This is a genomic window from Synechococcus sp. UW179B (assembly GCF_900474245.1).
Taxonomy (GTDB): domain Bacteria; phylum Cyanobacteriota; class Cyanobacteriia; order PCC-6307; family Cyanobiaceae; genus Synechococcus_C.
Genome location: NZ_UCNZ01000019.1, coordinates 61,194 through 78,579, shown reverse-complemented (window position 1 = coordinate 78,579; position 17,386 = coordinate 61,194). Strand labels below are relative to the sequence as shown.

At 57.5% G+C, this 17,386-nt stretch carries 22 protein-coding genes and 1 tRNA gene; 10 read left to right on the top strand and 13 right to left on the bottom strand.

Annotated features, from left to right (window positions below):
- Positions 1-25: 25 nt before the first annotated feature.
- Together DXY38_RS07800 and DXY38_RS07795 are read left to right on the top strand one after the other, a co-directional pair.
- A complete protein-coding gene (locus DXY38_RS07800; RefSeq protein WP_006855006.1) occupies positions 26-1,222 on the top strand; it encodes an NAD-dependent epimerase/dehydratase family protein in 1,197 nt (398 codons plus the stop codon).
- A gap of 12 nt (positions 1,223-1,234) precedes the next feature.
- Positions 1,235-2,380, top strand: coding sequence for a glycosyltransferase family 1 protein (locus DXY38_RS07795; protein ID WP_115071151.1), 1,146 nt, complete (start codon positions 1,235-1,237; stop codon positions 2,378-2,380).
- 1 nt (position 2,381) lies between these two features.
- Here the strand turns inward: DXY38_RS07795 and mrdA are convergent, their stop codons facing one another.
- The 5 genes from mrdA to cbiD form a co-directional block, all read right to left on the bottom strand.
- The gene (gene mrdA / locus DXY38_RS07790; RefSeq protein WP_115071150.1) at positions 2,382-4,187 is read right to left on the bottom strand and encodes a penicillin-binding protein 2; all 1,806 of its coding nucleotides are present in this window, start codon (positions 4,185-4,187) and stop codon (positions 2,382-2,384) included.
- Positions 4,188-4,192: 5 nt separating this feature from the next.
- Entirely contained in the window at positions 4,193-4,588 is a 396-nt protein-coding gene (locus DXY38_RS07785) for a hypothetical protein (protein WP_115071149.1), read from the bottom strand.
- 14 nt (positions 4,589-4,602) lie between these two features.
- Positions 4,603-5,214, bottom strand: a complete 612-nt coding sequence (locus tag DXY38_RS07780) for a hypothetical protein (RefSeq protein WP_115071268.1) — start codon at positions 5,212-5,214, stop codon at positions 4,603-4,605.
- A 64-nt stretch (positions 5,215-5,278) separates the two neighbouring features.
- A complete protein-coding gene (guaA, locus tag DXY38_RS07775) occupies positions 5,279-6,865 on the bottom strand; it encodes a glutamine-hydrolyzing GMP synthase (RefSeq protein ID WP_115071148.1) in 1,587 nt (528 codons plus the stop codon).
- Positions 6,866-6,913: 48 nt separating this feature from the next.
- Positions 6,914-8,104, bottom strand: coding sequence for a cobalt-precorrin-5B (C(1))-methyltransferase CbiD (gene cbiD, locus DXY38_RS07770; protein WP_371410998.1), 1,191 nt, complete (start codon positions 8,102-8,104; stop codon positions 6,914-6,916).
- Between the two features lie 54 nt (positions 8,105-8,158).
- Here cbiD and DXY38_RS07765 point away from each other — a divergent pair, with 54 nt between their 5' ends.
- Both DXY38_RS07765 and DXY38_RS07760 read left to right on the top strand, forming a co-directional pair.
- On the top strand, positions 8,159-9,313 hold the full coding sequence (locus tag DXY38_RS07765; protein ID WP_115071146.1) for an alanine--glyoxylate aminotransferase family protein: 1,155 nt from the start codon (positions 8,159-8,161) through the stop codon (positions 9,311-9,313).
- 51 nt (positions 9,314-9,364) lie between these two features.
- Positions 9,365-9,436, top strand: a tRNA-Gly gene (locus DXY38_RS07760).
- A 3-nt stretch (positions 9,437-9,439) separates the two neighbouring features.
- Here the strand turns inward: DXY38_RS07760 and DXY38_RS07755 are convergent.
- The 3 genes from DXY38_RS07755 to DXY38_RS07745 form a co-directional block, all read right to left on the bottom strand.
- Positions 9,440-9,634 carry a hypothetical protein gene (locus DXY38_RS07755; RefSeq protein ID WP_006854998.1) on the bottom strand — a complete coding sequence of 65 codons (195 nt, stop codon included), beginning with the start codon at positions 9,632-9,634 and terminating at the stop codon, positions 9,440-9,442.
- An 87-nt stretch (positions 9,635-9,721) separates the two neighbouring features.
- The gene (locus DXY38_RS07750) at positions 9,722-9,925 is read right to left on the bottom strand and encodes a hypothetical protein (RefSeq protein WP_115071145.1); all 204 of its coding nucleotides are present in this window, start codon (positions 9,923-9,925) and stop codon (positions 9,722-9,724) included.
- A 38-nt stretch (positions 9,926-9,963) separates the two neighbouring features.
- Positions 9,964-10,254: a hypothetical protein gene (locus DXY38_RS07745; protein ID WP_006854996.1), complete on the bottom strand. Its 291-nt coding sequence runs from the start codon at positions 10,252-10,254 to the stop codon at positions 9,964-9,966.
- Between the two features lie 84 nt (positions 10,255-10,338).
- Here DXY38_RS07745 and DXY38_RS07740 point away from each other — a divergent pair, with 84 nt between their 5' ends.
- From DXY38_RS07740 to DXY38_RS07730, 3 genes are all read left to right on the top strand, one after another.
- Entirely contained in the window at positions 10,339-10,854 is a 516-nt protein-coding gene (locus DXY38_RS07740; RefSeq protein ID WP_006854995.1) for an AbrB family transcriptional regulator, read from the top strand.
- A gap of 62 nt (positions 10,855-10,916) precedes the next feature.
- Positions 10,917-11,357 carry a DUF6554 family protein gene (locus tag DXY38_RS07735; protein WP_115071144.1) on the top strand — a complete coding sequence of 147 codons (441 nt, stop codon included), beginning with the start codon at positions 10,917-10,919 and terminating at the stop codon, positions 11,355-11,357.
- An 11-nt stretch (positions 11,358-11,368) separates the two neighbouring features.
- Positions 11,369-11,755, top strand: coding sequence for a hypothetical protein (locus DXY38_RS07730; RefSeq protein ID WP_115071143.1), 387 nt, complete (start codon positions 11,369-11,371; stop codon positions 11,753-11,755).
- On the opposite strand, the gene DXY38_RS07725 is transcribed toward DXY38_RS07730, so the two are convergent.
- Positions 11,710-13,218 (bottom strand): DEAD/DEAH box helicase, encoded by a 1,509-nt coding sequence (locus DXY38_RS07725; RefSeq protein WP_115071267.1) that lies wholly within the window; start codon positions 13,216-13,218, stop codon positions 11,710-11,712. The two genes, DXY38_RS07730 and DXY38_RS07725, sit on opposite strands and share 46 nt — an antisense overlap.
- A gap of 300 nt (positions 13,219-13,518) precedes the next feature.
- Between DXY38_RS07725 and DXY38_RS07720 the strand changes: the two genes are divergently transcribed.
- Positions 13,519-13,950: an HNH endonuclease gene (locus DXY38_RS07720; protein ID WP_115071142.1), complete on the top strand. Its 432-nt coding sequence runs from the start codon at positions 13,519-13,521 to the stop codon at positions 13,948-13,950.
- Here DXY38_RS07720 and DXY38_RS07715 read toward each other — a convergent pair whose 3' ends face one another.
- Positions 13,951-14,184: a serine protease inhibitor gene (locus tag DXY38_RS07715; protein WP_244279052.1), complete on the bottom strand. Its 234-nt coding sequence runs from the start codon at positions 14,182-14,184 to the stop codon at positions 13,951-13,953.
- A gap of 30 nt (positions 14,185-14,214) precedes the next feature.
- Between DXY38_RS07715 and DXY38_RS07710 the strand changes: the two genes are divergently transcribed.
- Complete coding sequence (locus DXY38_RS07710; RefSeq protein WP_115071140.1) at positions 14,215-15,144, top strand: SDR family oxidoreductase; 930 nt, start codon at positions 14,215-14,217, stop codon at positions 15,142-15,144.
- Here the strand turns inward: DXY38_RS07710 and DXY38_RS07705 are convergent.
- Positions 15,107-15,301: a hypothetical protein gene (locus tag DXY38_RS07705; RefSeq protein ID WP_038014960.1), complete on the bottom strand. Its 195-nt coding sequence runs from the start codon at positions 15,299-15,301 to the stop codon at positions 15,107-15,109. The two genes, DXY38_RS07710 and DXY38_RS07705, sit on opposite strands and share 38 nt — an antisense overlap.
- On the opposite strand from DXY38_RS07705, the gene pdxA reads away from it, so the two are divergent.
- Complete coding sequence (gene pdxA, locus DXY38_RS07700; protein WP_115071139.1) at positions 15,300-16,328, top strand: 4-hydroxythreonine-4-phosphate dehydrogenase PdxA; 1,029 nt, start codon at positions 15,300-15,302, stop codon at positions 16,326-16,328. The genes DXY38_RS07705 and pdxA overlap by 2 nt on opposite strands.
- On the opposite strand, the gene accB is transcribed toward pdxA, so the two are convergent.
- Both accB and efp read right to left on the bottom strand, forming a co-directional pair.
- Positions 16,315-16,794, bottom strand: a complete 480-nt coding sequence (accB, locus tag DXY38_RS07695) for an acetyl-CoA carboxylase biotin carboxyl carrier protein (RefSeq protein WP_115071138.1) — start codon at positions 16,792-16,794, stop codon at positions 16,315-16,317. The genes pdxA and accB overlap by 14 nt on opposite strands.
- Before the next feature lie 2 nt (positions 16,795-16,796).
- Positions 16,797-17,360 carry an elongation factor P gene (gene efp / locus DXY38_RS07690; RefSeq protein WP_006854987.1) on the bottom strand — a complete coding sequence of 188 codons (564 nt, stop codon included), beginning with the start codon at positions 17,358-17,360 and terminating at the stop codon, positions 16,797-16,799.
- Positions 17,361-17,386 lie beyond the last annotated feature (26 nt).

The following is a 17,386-nucleotide window of genomic DNA, read 5'->3' as shown; positions in this document are numbered from 1 at the left end:
TTGCTCGCTTCAGCAGGAGTTTGGGGTGAAAGTTCTCGTTTTAGGTGGTGACGGCTTCTGCGGCTGGCCTTGTGCGGTGAATTTGGCGGACCAAAATCACGATGTTGTGATTGTGGACAACCTCAGCCGTCGCAAGATCGACATCGACCTTGAGGTGGAATCGTTAACGCCGATCGTGAGCATCGGTGAACGCCTCAACGTCTGGGAAAGCATTGGCGGCAAGCCGATGCGATTCATCCATATGGACATCGCCCACGAGTACCAACGGCTCCTCGACCTGATCATCGAAGAGAAACCCGACTCGGTGGTGCACTTCGCCGAGCAGCGCGCCGCTCCCTACTCGATGAAGAGCAGCGCCACCAAGCGCTACACCGTTGACAACAACGTGAACGGCACCCACAACCTGCTGGCCGCGATCGTGGAATCGGGCCAAGACATCCACGTGGTGCACCTGGGCACGATGGGGGTGTATGGCTATGGCTCCCACCGTGGCGCCACCATTCCTGAGGGCTACCTCAAAGTGGAAGTGCCCCAGCCTGATGGCAGCCGTTTTGAGGAGGAAATTCTTCATCCAGCTAGTCCTGGCAGCGTTTATCACATGACCAAGACGCTCGATCAGCTGCTGTTCCTCTACTACAACAAGAACGACAAGGTCAGGATTACGGACCTTCACCAAGGGATTGTTTGGGGCACCAACACGGAGGCCACGGATCGTGATCCGCGTCTCACCAACCGCTTTGATTACGACGGTGACTACGGAACGGTGCTGAACCGCTTCCTGATGCAAGCCGCGATCGGATATCCCCTCACCGTGCATGGCACCGGCGGTCAAACCCGCGCCTTCATCCACATCCGTGACTCGGTGCGTTGCGTCCAGCTCGCACTCGAAAACCGGCCTGAAAAAGGCGAACGGGTCAAGATCTTCAATCAAATGACCGAGAGCCACCAAGTGGGCGAATTGGCCAAAAAGGTGGCTGCCTTAACGGGCGCTCAGGTCAACAATCTTCCTAATCCACGCAACGAAGCCGTTGAAAACGATCTGATCGTGGACAACCGCTGCTTCATTGAGCTGGGGCTCAAACCCACCACGCTGGATGACGGCCTGTTGAAGGAGGTGGTGGAAATCGCCACTCGTTATGCGGATCGTTGCGACCGCAATCGCATTCTTTGCACATCCGCCTGGACCAAGACGCAGGCCCAAGCCATTGGCAACGCCTCCTGATCGAGACGAACCTTGAAAATCGCCTTTTTTACAGAAACCTTCCTCCCCAAAGTCGACGGCATCGTCACCCGGCTCACCAAAACGGTGAAGCATCTGGTGGATGCAGGAGACGACGTGGTGGTGTTTTGTCCAGAGGGCGCACCCAGCAATTACATGGGAGCCAAGGTGGTGGGCGTTCCCGCCATGCCCTTGCCGCTCTACCCAGAGCTGAAGCTCGCTTTGCCACGCCCGGCTGTCTCCGAAGCGATTGATGCCTTCCAGCCAGACCTGATCCACGTGGTGAATCCTGCGGTTCTGGGCTTGGGAGGCATTTGGCTCGCCAAGACCAAATCCATCCCCCTGATCGCCAGTTATCACACACACCTGCCGAAGTATCTCGAGCACTACGGCATGGGCATGCTCGAACCCTTGTTGTGGGAACTTCTAAAAGCGGCTCATAACCAAGCTTTGCTGAATCTCTGCACCTCCACTGCGATGGTGCAAGAGCTCAGCGATAAGGGCATCCAGCACACCGCCCTATGGCAGCGGGGCGTGGATACGGAGATGTTCCGGCCCGAGTTGCGTAGCCCAGAGCTACGTCAGCGCTTACTTGGTGAATACGACGACCGCGGAGCACTTCTGCTGTATGTCGGTCGGCTCTCCGCAGAAAAACAGATCGAACGAATCCGCCCCGTGCTCGAGGCGTTGCCCGATGCGCGACTGGCGCTCGTCGGCGACGGACCCCACAGGCAGCAATTGGAGAAACATTTCGAGGGAACGGCCACCACCTTTGTGGGCTATCTGGCTGGGGAAGAACTTGCTGGGGCCTATGCCAGCGGTGATGCCTTCCTCTTCCCCTCGAGCACAGAAACCCTTGGCCTTGTATTGCTGGAAGCGATGGCCGCTGGATGCCCCGTGGTTGGAGCCAATCGCGGCGGCATTCCAGACATCATCAGCGACGGCGTTAACGGTTGTCTCTACGAACCGGACGGTGCAGATGCTGGGGCTGGGAGCTTGATCGAAGCCACCGGCAAACTGCTCGGCAATGACCTCGAGCGTCAAGCCCTGCGCAATGCCGCCCGTTCGGAAGCCGAACGTTGGGGCTGGGCCGGGGCAACGGAACAGCTCCGTGGCTACTACCGCCAGGTGCTTTCCGCAGACCTCACCTCAGCGGCCTAATTCAAGTCTGTTTGCGGTTGCGGTTCCAGACCTCAATCACTTTTTTGGCCATCGGCAGCGCATGCACTGACCCACCACCAGGCGTGTTTTGAGCGAAGGCCACCACGACAATCTCGCCGTTCGGGTAAGGGGCATAACTGGCAAACCAGGCATGATCTGGGCCGCCCGTGCTGTCCTCCGCCGTACCGGTCTTACCGGCCGCAGGAGGAATGCCCTCTCCGTTCAGGCCGTAGCCGGTACCGTCCTCCACCACCTTGCGCAAACCTTGACGGATCTTGGCCAGGGTTGCTGGCTTGATCGGCACCTTGGTACGCCGCGATGGAGCCGTCCAATCCAAGCCTTGGTCGGCCAGATGGGGGGTGACGAGCCAGCCACCATTGGCAAACACGCAGTAAGCCCGTGCCAATTGAAGAGGGGTGATCTGCACCACGGACTGGCCAATCGACGCAGAGGCCATGTCCTCTGGAATCCAAGGCGTGGACCCAGGCTCCGCCCAGCCGCGGCCCTCCTTCGCCCAGGCTTCATCTCCCACGAGACCCACATTTTCCTCCCAACCAATCTCAATCCCCGTCTTGCGCCCAAAGCCAAGCTGGGTGGCCGCCTTCTTGAGAGCAAGCGAACCCGAACCCACACCCACTTGATAAAAGAACGTGTTGCTGGAGAAGCGCAGGGCATCGGCGTAGCCAATCCGGCCAAAGCCAGCGCCATTGTGATCAGGGAAACAATGACCGCCGTAGGTGATGCAAGCGGTGGTGTTCAACTTGACCTCAGGCGGAAATTTGCCTGACGCCATTCCTGCCATCGCTGTCACAGGCTTCCACGTGCTACCAGGGTCATAGGCATTCATGGCACGGCTCAACAGCGGCTTTTTGGGATTGGAAAACAGCGCGTCGTACTCCTTCTGCGTAGTGACCAGTTTCGAGAAAAAATTGGGGTCAAAATTCGGTTTGCTCGCAAGCGCCAAGATCGCTCCGTTGCGAGGGTCCATGGCCACGATTGCGCCGCCAGGCTTATCAGCCAAAACCTGTTCAGCCACCTTCTGAAGATCAAGATCGAGCGTGAGGGTGAGGTCTTTGCCCGCCACGGAGGGACGATCGCCCAAGTGCCTTTGCACCTCACCCATGGCATTCACTTCAAGCATTTGACCACCCCATTCGCCCCGTAAATGGGACTCGTAGGCCGCCTCGACGCCGATGCGACCAATCCGATCTCGAATTTTGTAGCCCCGATCAGCCAGGGCGGTGTACTCCTCCTCCGTGATCGGCTGGGTGTAGCCGAGGGTATGGGCTGCCAGCGTTCCGTGGGGATAGGCACGAAGAATGTCCACATCCACTTGAGCTCCCTTCAGGCCGAGGGATTGCTCCCGGAAACGCAGCACCTGCTCAGGGCTGAGTTCACTGGCCAAATTGATGCGGTAACCATTGCGGTCTGGGCCCGACTGGCGCCGACGATCCAGGGTTGACGGGTTGAGATCGAGAAGACTGGCAAGCCGGTCGCGCAAGGCCGGCCAGGCGGCATCATCCACCAAGCGCGGCTCCACATACAGCGAATAGGTGAGCTTGCTGGAGGCCAAAACACGCCCTTTGCGATCAAGCAGACGGCCACGCGTTGGCGATCTGGGTACCAAGCGAATGCGATTTTCATCCGCCAACTGCCGGTAGCGGGGGCCCTCCAACACCTGGAGCCAGACCAAGCGAGCAACCATGGCGCTGCAAAACAACAGCACCAATCCGAACATGACCAGGGGCTGCTGGCGCAATCCACTTTGACGCTGAGCGTCCCTTTGGGGAGAAGCAGAGCGCGTCATGCCCCTTAGCTCTCTTGCTCGAGCTGAGCTTCCAAGGCCTGCAGCCGCTGCGTAATCCTTGCCAGAACCTCATGCAACTGCTGTTCTTCCTCTTCCGGTGACCTGCCTTCTTCCAAAACGTCGACCACCTCAGCTGAAGGCTCCTCCACAGCCACTTGCACAGGCATCACCGGATTACCGAGCCCAGGACTCACTTGATCCAGTCGTTCACGCACACCCTTCGCAGCCGTTTCACCTTCATCGCGCAACTCGCGCAACGGATCTGGCGCCCCTGAAGTGAACGATTCCACCACCTTGGCAGGACCCCCAGCGCGAGCCCGCTCCACCAAAGCAAGCCCCACAGGCAGCACGTCCTGCATCAATGCCAATCTCAGGGAGTCAAACGGTTGGTTGTCAGCCATGAGCAGACCCGAACTCAGCGCACTCCAGTCTGCTCCGGAGGAGGCAAAAGTGTCGGACAACTTGAATTAGACGACCCAAGCCACCAGCCACCCACGCCTGTGATCACCAACAACGCCACCGCAGGAGCCAAGGCGTGATGGGTGGCTTCTAAGGAAAGCCATTCCCCCCACGAGCGCCAAAAACGGTCACGAACGAAGCGACGGCGTTCCCAGGTTTCCTGCTTGGCGCGTCTGCGATATGACTTCTCGACCCAACGCTCGAACGACCGCTTTTTAGTGATCGCCATCTTGCGCTCCACCTCCAGCAGATGGCCGGAGCTGAGCTCGGGGTGAAACGTCCCAATCAGTTCCAAGCTTTTGAGGAACATCTCCACGGCTCCGTCCTTGATCTCCCGATCGGAATCGTTCAGCAAGGTCCAGTCGAGCTCTGGATAGAAGCGACTGCGATTCACAGCAATTTGCTCTTCCGGGAGCTGGCCCGGTTCGCGCAACCAACGATCCGTATTGCTGTCGAAGCGACGCCAATACAAAAACGGATTGATGTAGATCGTTTTCCCTGCCAACAGGATGCTGTCTTGCTGAAGACGGCGCTGAAGCTGGAGGTCCTGCTCTTGAGCAGCGGTCAAGGGATTGATGCCGGGCGCCAAGGTTATCGACGCTGAGGCCTGTTCACCAGCCCCTTAAACAGCCTCATTCCCACTCAATCGTTCCTGGCGGCTTGCTGGTGATGTCCATCACCACACGATTGACTCCTTTCACCTCATTCACGATCCGATTGGAAATCGTTTCCATCAGGTCATAGGGAAGCCTCGACCAATCAGCGGTCATGCCGTCCTCACTCGACACACAGCGCAGCACGATTGGCCAGGCATAGGTGCGCTTATCGCCCATCACACCCACGGAGCGCACAGGAAGAAGCACCGCAAACGCTTGCCAAATCTCGTGATACAGCCCCGCCGCATTCACCTCCTCGCGCACAATCAGATCGGCATCACGCAAACAATCAAGCTTTTCCTCCGTGACTTCGCCCAAAATGCGAATCGCCAGTCCAGGACCAGGGAAAGGATGGCGACTGACGATCTCCTCGGGCAAACCGAGTGTGCGACCCACCTTGCGAACTTCATCCTTGAAGAGTTTGCGTAGGGGCTCCACCAACTTGAAGCGCAAATCCTTCGGAAGCCCTCCCACGTTGTGATGGCTCTTGATCTTCACTGCCACACGCTCGCCGGTTTTGGGATCCACGTTGGTGCCAGCACTCTCAATCACATCCGGATACAGCGTGCCCTGAGCGAGGTAATCGAAGGGGCCTAGGCGCTTGCTCTCCTCTTCAAAAACGCGGATGAATTCCGTACCGATGATTTTGCGCTTCTCCTCTGGGTCTGTGATGCCATCGAGCTTCTTGATAAACCGATCGCGAGCATTGATGTACTCCACATGAATATTGAATTTGCGATCAAAGAACTCCATCAAGAATTCAGGCTCGCCTTTACGCATAAAGCCTTGATCAATAAACATGCAGGTGAGTTGATCTCCAATCGCTTTCTTCAATAAAAAAGCAAGAGTTGAAGAATCCACACCGCCTGACAAGGCAAGCAGCACGCGCTTTTTGCCAACCTGCTCACGAACATTGGCAACCGCTTCATCGATGAAAGCCTCCGTGGTCCAATCCGGGTCGCAACCGCAGATGTGATACACAAAATTGCGAATCATCACCATTCCACCGGTGGAATGAACCACTTCAGGGTGAAATTGAACGCCATATAAACGTCGACTGTGGTTCGCAATCGCGGCCTCAGGCGTATTCGCTGTTTGCGCCAAACGCACAAAGCCGTCGGGCAAGGCCTCTACGGAATCACCGTGACTCATCCACATCGTGGAGCCACTCTCCACATTCGTGAGAAGTTCTGTTGGGTCATTCACCACGAGCGGAGCCTTGCCGTATTCGGCCTTACCCGTGGCCGCCACCACCTGACCACCGAGCTGCTGAACCATCAACTGCATGCCGTAGCAGACCCCCAGCACCGGGATGCCCAGATCCCAAATCGCTGGATCACAGAGGGGAGCTTCATCGGCATAAACCGAACTTGGGCCTCCGCTGAGGATGATTCCACGAGGAGACAAAGCCCGTAATTCTTCAGCGCTGGTGCTGTAGCCCAACACCACGGAGAAGACCTCCGTCTCACGAACGCGGCGTGCAATCAGTTCCGAGTACTGAGAACCGAAATCAAGAATGACGATGGCCGGTTTGCGCTGACCTTCGCTCTGGACTGATGACATACCGCTCTAGGACCGTCAAAAGAACGGCCTTCCAAACCTTCAGTCCCCTCAGCGTAGAGAAGGATCAAAACCGGCCTCTCCCCCTTGCAGATGAATGCCCAGTCCGCAACCCGCGAGAAGGGAGTGCCCAGTCATGCCTGTCCAGCGCAGCTGGCGTTGGCGATCAAAGAGCGCCGCACCGACCCGCATAGGCCAGGCGCCATAACGCTTTAGATAGGCCTCGCTTCGCACTTCAACCGCCTGTGCAATCGCTTGCCAAACCCGATCCGCCTCGGCGCAATCGCGCTTCTCCAGCTGTTGAAGCGCCGATTCCATCGACGCACAACCCAGCAGCTCTTTGATCAGATCCACACCGAGTCCCTGCTGCAGGGCAATCGCCGCCAGCACCTCTAAACGGCCATCCGCCAAATGGTGGTGGGTGTGAAAGATCCCGCCAGCCAATTTGACCAACTTTCCGTGATAACCGAGCAACAGCAGGTTGCTCACCCCCGCTTCCGCACTCGCCACAAGCAATGGCCCAATCCAGTTCCCTGTCTTCAGCAAAGGCTGTTGATCGGCAAGACCCAGCTGATGGGCGAGATCAAGCCCATTTTCCCCAATCACCAAAGTGAGCGATCCGCAGAAATCGGAAGCTCCCGCGATCAACTGAAGAGCATCCAGGCTGGCGCGCAGCTGATCGGGCGATGCACTCGATTGCACCTCCGCTTGCGTGCCAATCAAAGCCAAACCATCCACCACGCCAAACGCTGCGTTACTGGTGCGCTGGGCAAGCTCGCGGCCACGCGGAAACACAACTTCCAACTGCAGACATTGACCAGGGGACACCAGGTCTCGCAGATTTGCCTCCAACAAACGGCGGGCAAAGTCAGAAGCGCAAAGATCACCTTCACGCCCCTTTCGGCCAATCCCCTCCCCAGGCACGATCTCTAACCAATCTGTCTCTAAGCAACCTGTTTGCGATTGACGCCAACGCGCCTGAACCCAAATTTCTAAATCTCGCGTGAGATCAAGACCTGGACCTGGGTCGCAGTGGCTGATCGCCAACGCTTGCTCACCCTCTTGCAAGGGTGCTGCCGATTGCACGGGCACGCCTAGAGCCTGATCGCGACCTGGAATCTGCAGCGATTGTGGATTTTCAAACGTCTGCCCACACAACACCTGCGTGGCCGCGCGAGCTGCAGCGGCAACCCAGACGGGGAGAGTCAGCCCTGAAGGGGGATCTGTGAGGGATTGCGTGATACCGAATTGCAAGCGGATCGTTTTTTAGAATGAACGATTGGCGCTCTTCCGGACGTGCAGGACAAGCTCACCCTGATGATCCCCGGACCCACCCCGGTGCCAGAAACGGTTCTCAAAGCGATGGGACGCCATCCCATCGGGCACCGCAGCGGTGAGTTTCAAGCGGTGGTGGAACGAACAACGGCTCAACTGCGCTGGCTGCATCAGACCAACAACGACGTGCTGGTGATCACCGGTAGCGGCACAGCGGCGATGGAAGCTGGAATCATCAACACACTCAGCCGCGGAGATCGGGTGATCTGTGGCGACAACGGCAAGTTCGGCGAGCGCTGGGTGAAGGTGGCGCGTGCCTATGGCCTTGAGGTGGACGTCATCAAGGCGGACTGGGGACAACCCCTCGACCCAGACAACTTCCGGACCGCGTTGGAAGCCGACAGCGACAAAACGATCCGCGCGGTGATCCTGACCCATTCAGAAACCTCCACAGGGGTGATCAACGATCTTGAAACGATCAGCCGCCATGTCCAAGCCCATGGCACAGCGCTGACCATCGCCGACTGCGTCACCAGCCTCGGCGCAACCAACGTGCCCATGGATGACTGGAAGCTGGATGTGGTCGCGTCTGGATCCCAAAAGGGCTACATGATGCCTCCAGGACTCAGCTTCGTCGCCATGAGTGAGCGGGCTTGGACTGCCTACGAGCGCTCGGATCTGCCCAAATTCTATTTGGATTTGGGTCCCTATCGAAAAACGGCCGCGAAAAACAGCAATCCGTTCACGCCGGCCGTGAATTTGTACTTCGCACTTGATGCTGCCCTGGAGATGATGCAAGCAGAAGGTCTTGAAGCAATTTTTGCCCGCCATGCGCGTCACCGCGATGCAGCACAAGCGGCCATGAAAGCGATCGGCTTGGCACTGTTTGCAGCCGAAGGACATGGAAGTCCGGCCATTACGGCAGTCGCCCCTGAAGGAATGGATGCGGAATTGCTGCGTAAAACCATCAAAGATCGCTTCGACATCCTGTTAGCTGGCGGTCAAGACCACCTCAAAGGAAAAGTTTTTCGCATTGGCCATCTCGGATTTGTCTGCGATCGAGATGTCTTGACGGCCGTCGCTGCCATTGAAGCCGTGTTGCATTCCCTCGGCTTGCATAAGGGCCAGATGGGTGCTGGGCTGAGTGCTGCATCTGCCGTTTTAAGCAATAATTAGAGGAATAATTCATCAGATGCAGCAACGGGCGTGAGATAGAATCACGTCTATGCGGGTGTAATTCAGCGGTAGAATGTCAGCTTCCCAAGCTGGACGTCGCCGGTTCGAATCCGGTCACCCGCTTGGTCAAGATCTTGGTTTAATCAATTGCATCACTTGAGGACCGACGGTGCCTGCACGCCGCTCCTGTTCTAATGCTTTCAAAATTAAGGACCCTGAAGACGAAACATCGCCGGCTTCAGCTGCAGATTGTGCTTGCTGAAATAACACATCAGCTTTAGCAAGATGCTCCTGTTTTTGATTGGGAGCAGATTGCACCATCGTTGGAGTTCTATCGAGGACCGAAGTCAACACTAACTTCACTTTAATGACAAGAGTCTAACGAATGAATCCAACATCAATCTCAACTCAAGTACCAGGCTCTTCGATGTTGCCTCCAAGTTCTTCAATCTGACCTCGAAGCAACTCACATCTGCTGGCATCACCACGGGTGATTGCAATAGCAAGAGCGAATTCCAACTTTTCAAGCTGGTGACCACCTTCAAAAAAACTTTGATGGTTGCGCGGCAGGACTTTGCAAGTCGCTGCATAATTGACAGATGGATGAGCCATACGTGGCTTTATTCAAATTGTGCCACCCATGAAAGGCGTTAGGCAGCCAAGTCTTGCTCCGAGCACATAACAGGGTTGGGGTGATCCACCCATTGAGGTTCAGAACGCAGCAAGAGATCTCGGCAGTCGGTTAGCAAGCGATCCACCCCATCAAGACGTTCCAACTCGTCTTTGGGCATGGCGTTGGCCTCAGAGGACTGGCGTTCCAGCTGCAGCTCCAAGCTCTCCAGCCGATTCTCGAGCTTGATCAGCCGTTGCGATAAAGCGTTCAGAGTCTGCGCCACGTCCTCAGCGGTACGCGTAATGCGGAAGGAAACGGACTGGGTCATCGCCCCAACAAACAGTTGTGCCCCGATAACAGCACATCACAACCGTGCGAACCAGACTAAGGATCAATCTGCAGCGTGGTGTTCATGCCCCCACTCACAACGGTGCTCCTCTACCTCTTGGCCGGAACGAGCATGGGGTTGCTGGCCACTCGCACCGGAATTCCTGCTGCTCCACTGGCAGGCGCACTGATCGGAGCAGCCATGGTGAGCATGAGTGGGCGTCTCGAAGTCGCCCAATGGCCAGCAGGCACAAAGACCTGTCTTGAGATTGCCATTGGCACCGTCATCGGGACAGGCCTGACCAAAGCCTCACTCGATCAACTGCAGCAGTTGTGGAAGCCTGCCGTCTTGATCACGCTCACCCTCGTGCTCACCGGCATTGTGGTGGGACTTTGGAGCAGCAGGCTGCTGGGCGTTGATCCTCTTGTCACCCTGCTGGGTGCAGCGCCTGGAGGAATCAGCGGCATGAGCCTGGTGGGAGCTGATTACGGCGTTGGAGCAGCCGTTGCTGCCCTGCATGCCGTTCGCTTAATCACGGTCTTGCTGGTCATCCCTGTTGTGGTGAAATTGCTCACTCCGCTTGGGCTTGGTGATTCCTGACGAAGACCTAGACAGAACGCTATCAATCGATACTTTGGCCTGATCGCTTCATTGGTTCTGCCATGGTTCGTCTGCGCCAGCGCCTCGCCCTTTTACTGCCCCTGGCTGGACTGGCAGGACTGACTTTCATCGCTCCACCTACCGCTTCCAGCGCCGTTGATTCAGCCGCGAAAGGAGCACAGATTTACTGCTTCATGCGCAGCAATGGAAATGGTCACAAAGTGAGTTGGGAAGCGGCTTATGCCCTGATCAAACGCCAAAAAAGCGGCATGTTCAAGACATCACCCGAACATGCGGCAGTGATGATTACAGAAGCTGTGGTGAAAGAACCGGGTACCTACCCAGATTGCGGCAAATATCTCGGCGATCTCTTTGGTTCATCCCAAGGTTCGAATGGCCCGCAAAGCACCATCGACAGCAGGATCAACACTTCCGTTCCATCAAGCTCCTCCAACACAACCACCTCCTCCGACTGGAGCGAGGACGACCGCTACAGCTATTGACTTTCCCTTCCATGCGATTCATTCCCATCCTGATGATTGGCGGTTTGCTTCTCACAGGTTTGGGCTGCCGCAGCCGATCCGAACCGAAGCCCTCCAGCGTTTCAGCTGAGACGTCCATTGCCGATTGCATGTCAGATCTTGATCTGAACAAGCTTGATCAAGCACTCCAACGCTGCAACGAGGTTGTGGACGCGCATGGAGACAAACCAGCAGCGCTCGCCGATCGCTCGCTGTTGCTCACCTTGATGGGCAAGACCGACCAAGCCTGCGCAGATGTGACCCAAGCCATGGCGCTACTGCGCCAAAACAAGCGATCCACGGATCCGATGGTGGTGCATGAACTGAATGTGCGTCATAAATCCTGCAAACAACGGGACAGCATCGTGGGCAACGGCTGACGCTCGAGCGTGACGCGACGCGGACCCAGCAGCAGTTCAATCCGTTCCGCTTTGCTAGCCACCAAACCGTCCACAAGCTGATCGGCAAGGCCAAGCTGAAGCCAATGGCTGATCAGGCCTCCTTCTTTACCAATGCGATGGCAACGATCTTCCGCCTGATCGATGTCTCCAGGCGTCCAAGATCGTTCCAAGAGCACCACATGCTGAGCGCGGTGGAGCGTAAACCCAAGCCCACCGGCAGCAAAGGTGGCCAGGAGTAAGTCGGTCTCCCCAGCTTGAAAGCGGTCGACAGCCAACTGCCGCTGCTCAGGTTTCTGCCGGCCTGTCAACAAAACGCCTCCCAGGCGTTCGTGGAGCAGCAGCAACGGATCCACAAAGCTGCTGAACAAGACGATCGGCTTGTGCTGCTGCCGCAAACGCTGAATCAACTGTTGCGCAGCCGGCAACTTGAATTCGGCTGCAATTTGCCGCAAAGCTGTTAGAACCGCCAACGATTCAGCATCAGAGCGCACCAATCCCTCCGCCACCCGCTGGCGATAGTCATCGATGACCAGCCGCAGGCGGTAATCAAAACCCTTCAGCTCCTCAGCGTCGAGGTCGATCCCTTCAAACATCCTCTCTTTGGGGGGGAGATCCAAAACCTGCTGCTTGCGACGATGCAAAACCAGCGGTCGGGTCAAACGTCGCAGCTCGTCCAATCGACTGGCGCCTGCGGTTTGCCAACGCTGCCGTCCGCCCTGCTCGCGGAAATGCCCCTGACAAAACAATTCCTCATAGGAGTGCTGATCCCGAGCAATGGGATGGTCCATCGCAGCGAGCAAGGGATACAGCTGATCAGGCCGGCCGTTCTTCATGGGTGTGCCCGTGAGCATCCAAATGGCTCGCAGGCGGGGATGCCGGGCAAGACGCAAAAAACCCTGGGTGCGTTGCGCCCGCAGAGTTTGGGCGTAATGGGCCTCATCGACGAGCAGCAAGGTGCCCGCCTCCGGGAGCTCAGACGGAAGTCGCGCCCAACTACAAAGCTCCGGCATGAGCTCAAGGGCCGCGGCCTCACGGCGCCAATGCGAATGCAACCCCACAGGGGCCACAACCAACAAACGCAGCGGCAAGGCGCGCAGCAAAGCTCTCGCCGCCAGCAACACGGTGAGGGTTTTACCGAGACCCATCTCATCGGCCAGCACCGCCCCGCGCCGCGCTAGCAACCAGCGAGCACCAGAGCGCTGATGAGGCATTGGTAAGCGGCCGTCACGCAAGCGTTGATCCAGATCAGCGTGCGCAATCAGCTCTCGATGAGGCGGCAGAGGGGGGAGCGGATGACGATGCCAATGCAACCAACGCATCAGCTCCTCATCCACCCGGAAGCGCCGTTCAAACCGTTGCAACAGAGCCTCAGCTGCCGCAAGCGGAAATTCCCAACCCAGCCGAGAACCACGCCATACGCCGCGGGGACGAATTCTGCGCATCTCCGCATGGGTTACCGCATCGAAGGGGTAACGAGCCTGCACCAATCCAGACGGAGTCAATCCCAGCGTGCACGCTGATGGTGATGAAGCCGTGATTCAGATTCAAGGATTCAGACGCTAATCCTCTCAACAGCTCTGAAGTGCGCTAGCTGACACAACCCTCACTGATCACTGATTTATTCACTGGTCGATTGAACAGTCGATAGATCAATCAAAAACTGCATGACCGTGAAAATGCAGCGTTCGACACGTTGACGAACCCTGCCCTCACGTCAGACTCCCCATAGCTGAGGTATAGGGATGCACAGCCGGGATGCGGTTTTCCTAGAGGATCTCTGTCCCAAGCTGCGCAATCGACGCTGGCGTCAATCGATCCATCTCCACACCAGCAACCGTTGCATTTATTGCGGCAAACCTTCTGAATCGATCGACCATGTGTTCCCCCTGAGCCGTGGGGGGATGAGCGTGACTGAAAATTGTGTTCCGGCTTGCCTGTCGTGCAACGGACAGAAATCTGACGCCGATGTTTTTGATTGGTACCGGCGTCAACGCTTTTATGATCCTCGCCGCGCCATGGCGATTCGTGCCTGGATTGATAGCGATCTGAGCCTCGCCATGAAATTGCTGCAATGGGCTCAGCCTGAACACGACCACCCACCCCGCTCTGCACGGCCAAAAAGCTCCCACCCCCATGAGGATGACGAACAGAACTGGGGGCTTCGTACAGCCTGATCACCACACCCGACAGGCCGCCTCAGAGTGATAGTGCTCACAGATCGAGGCGCTTTGTTCAGGCCGATCTGGAGCCAGCAAGAAGGCGCCTGTCACCAGAGCCGCCGCCAAAAGCGCTGAGGCCGTGCGAAGCCTTGGAGTGTCTTGGGCCTGGGCACGATCACGACGCGACAGCCGACTCTGGGGCAGCATGGAATCCCGTGAGGGGACCAGTGAAAAGGAAGAATCAGCCACAACGAAACTGCAATTAATACGTTTGTACTGATGCTGAACGCTCTTGTCAACCGTTGTGTTCCACTCCCGCCGGATGCCACGTTGTGCATCCTCGGCGCTGGATTCAGCGGGGGCCATCTGGCCCAGTTGTCCAAAGCGCTTGGAACGAAAGTGATCTGCACGCGCCGCCGCCCAGAATCCGGCAGCGATGATCTGGCCTTTGATAGCGCCAACGGAATCGTGCCAAGCCACGACGCGCTCGCCTCCGTCACCCATCTGATCAGCACCATCCCACCCAGCAAAGAGGGAACGGATCCCGTGCTGTCGTGCCTGGGAGAGCAGCTGCAACAGCTGCCCCTGCAATGGGTGGGCTATTTCTCCACCACAGGCGTCTATGGGAATAGCCATGGCAACTGGGTGGATGAAACCCACGAGCCCCAACCCACTCAACTCCGGAGCCAAAAGCGGTTGGAGTGTGAGCAGCTTTGGCGCAACAGCGGCCTGCCAATCCAGATCCTGCGCCTACCAGGGATCTATGGGCCTGGCCGCTCCCCCCTAGCTGCCATCCGCTCAGGCAACCTGACACCTGTGGATCAACCAGGGCAGATGTTCTGCCGAATCCATGTGGATGACCTCGCTGGAGCCTGCTGGCATCTCATGCATCGCGCCGCAGCAGGACAGCGACCAACGGTGGTGAACATCAGCGACAACAGACCCGCCTCCAGGCACGAGCTTCAACGGTTTGCCGCTGAACTCTTGGGATGCACCCTCCCAGCAGCGATCCCCTTCAAAGAAGCCCAAGCCAGCATGAGCCCCATGGCACTCTCGTTCTGGGCAGACAACCGCAAAGTGAGCAATGCGCTCTTGCGGGACGAGCTGGGGTACACCTTTTTGCATCCCGATTTTTCATGCGGGCTCAAGGATTGTTTCGATGCGGAAGGCTTCAACGCGATGAATCCTGAACCCGAGGTGGAGCCTTAAGCATCGGCAATTCGTGCAACGGAATCGGCTTGTCTGAATCGGTTTCCGTAAGTCCCGCATCCTCGAACAACCGCTGCCATTGCACTTCAATCCAACCCTTCCGCAACGCCGTTCCCAACCCATAAAGCAATAACCCCAGGAGCAACCAGCGCAGCATGTCCTTCTCTCAACCCTCCCCTGACGCTACCGACCGCCTGGTGATTGCTCTCGGTGATCCTGCTGGAATCGGCATGGAGGTGACCTTGAAAGCCCTCGCCGATCCGCGACTGCCCGAGGAACTGAACCCCCTCGTTGTGGGCTGCCGAAAAAGTTTGGAGCAAACGTACGCCAGGCTGAAAACCCAACAGTGCCCCCGACTGATCGATCCCAGCGATCTCGACATGGACGACCTTCCGATCCATGACGAGATCACCCCTGGGGCAGCGAGCCCTGAAAGCGGGGCAGCCAGTTTTCGCTGGCTGAGCCATGCCGTCTCGCGTGTGAAACAGGAGCACCGAAGCGCTCTGGTCACAGCACCCATTGCAAAACATGCCTGGCATGCCGCAGGACATGACTATCCGGGCCAAACAGAACGCCTGGCAGAACTCGACGGCGCGCCTCAAGCTTCGATGCTGTTCACAGCCGTCTCACCCAATCATGGCTGGCGGCTGAACACCCTTCTCGCCACAACGCATATTCCCCTGCAACACGTTCCCGCTGCGCTCACTCCCGAGCTCGTACTCCGCAAGCTGGACGTGCTGAGCGCGTTCTGCCTGAGGTTCAATCCCAACCCACGCCTGCTCGTCGCTGGCCTGAATCCCCACGCTGGAGAACAGGGCCGTCTTGGCAGCGAAGAAACAACCTGGCTGATCCCAGCACTCCACCAGTGGCAGCAGAACCATCCCCACATCCATCTGAGCGGACCGCTGCCTCCCGACACCTGCTGGCTGAGCGCAGCCATGGCCTGGCAGCGGGGAGGCCAACCTGAATCACCCGATGGGATCCTTGCGCTGTATCACGACCAAGGCTTGATCCCCATGAAGCTGATGGCCTTCGATGAGGCCGTCAACACCACTCTGGGACTGTCGTTCTTGCGCACCTCGCCAGATCATGGGACCGGCTTCGACATCGCAGGACAAGGGGTAGCCAGATCGACGAGCATGGTGGCAGCGATTCGGGCCGCCTGGGACCTCAGCCGGGTTTAACGCGCATCAACACCTGACCAAATTCCACAGGGGTGCCGTTCTCCACCAGGATTTCGACCACCTCACCAGCCAGCTCAGATTCGAGCTCGTTCATCAGCTTCATGGCCTCAAGGATGCAGATCGTTTGGCCTACACCGATGCGGGTTCCGATCTCAACGAAAGAAGGTTCTCCTGGGGCCGGAGCTCGGTAAAAGGTGCCAACCATGGGCGCCGTCACCTCCAAGAGGTCTGAGCGAGATCCAGCCGCCGGCGGAGGGGTTCCTGCGGGTAACTCAACAGCAGGACTGTCCTGGGGGGGGGCAACCGGTGCAGACGCCACTGGCGCAAGGGGTGCAGCCACCGTGGTGACAGGAAGGTTGCGACGCACTTCCAAACGGAAGTCGTCTCCCTCGAGGCGAAATTCCTGGATATCGCTCTCGACGAGAGCGGCAAGCAGGGTGTGAAGCTGATCGTGGTCGAGCTGCATGATTAACCGTTCTCCCGTCCCAGATAGGTGTCGTTGCGAGTATCAACCTTAATTTTTTCGCCGATCGATAAAAACAGGGGAACCATCACCTGCGCACCGGTTTCCAAAATGGCAGGTTTCGTCCCGCCGGTTGCCGTGTCTCCCTTCACACCGGGGTCGGTCTGAGCGATCTCCAACACAACCGAATTCGGCAATTCAACCTCTAAGGGCTTGTCATTCCAGGTGACGACATTCACCTCCATGCCCTCCTTGAGATATTTACGACTCTCTCCGATCTGTTTGGCGGTTAGGCGCGTCTCTTCATAGGAGGACATGTCCATGAAGACGAAATCTTCGCCCTCCATGTAGGTGTGTTGAAGCTTCGACTTCTCGAGCACAGCCTGGGGAAGCATCTCTCCAGCCCGAAAAGTTTTCTCCACCACACTGCCGCTTTGGACAGCCTTGAGCTTGGTCCGTACAAACGCAGATCCCTTGCCTGGCTTGACGTGCAGAAACTCGACTACGCGCCAGACAGCTCCGTCCAGCTCGATCGTGGTGCCGGTGCGAAAGTCGTTGCTGGAGATCATTCCCGCTGAACGGTTCAGTGGATCAT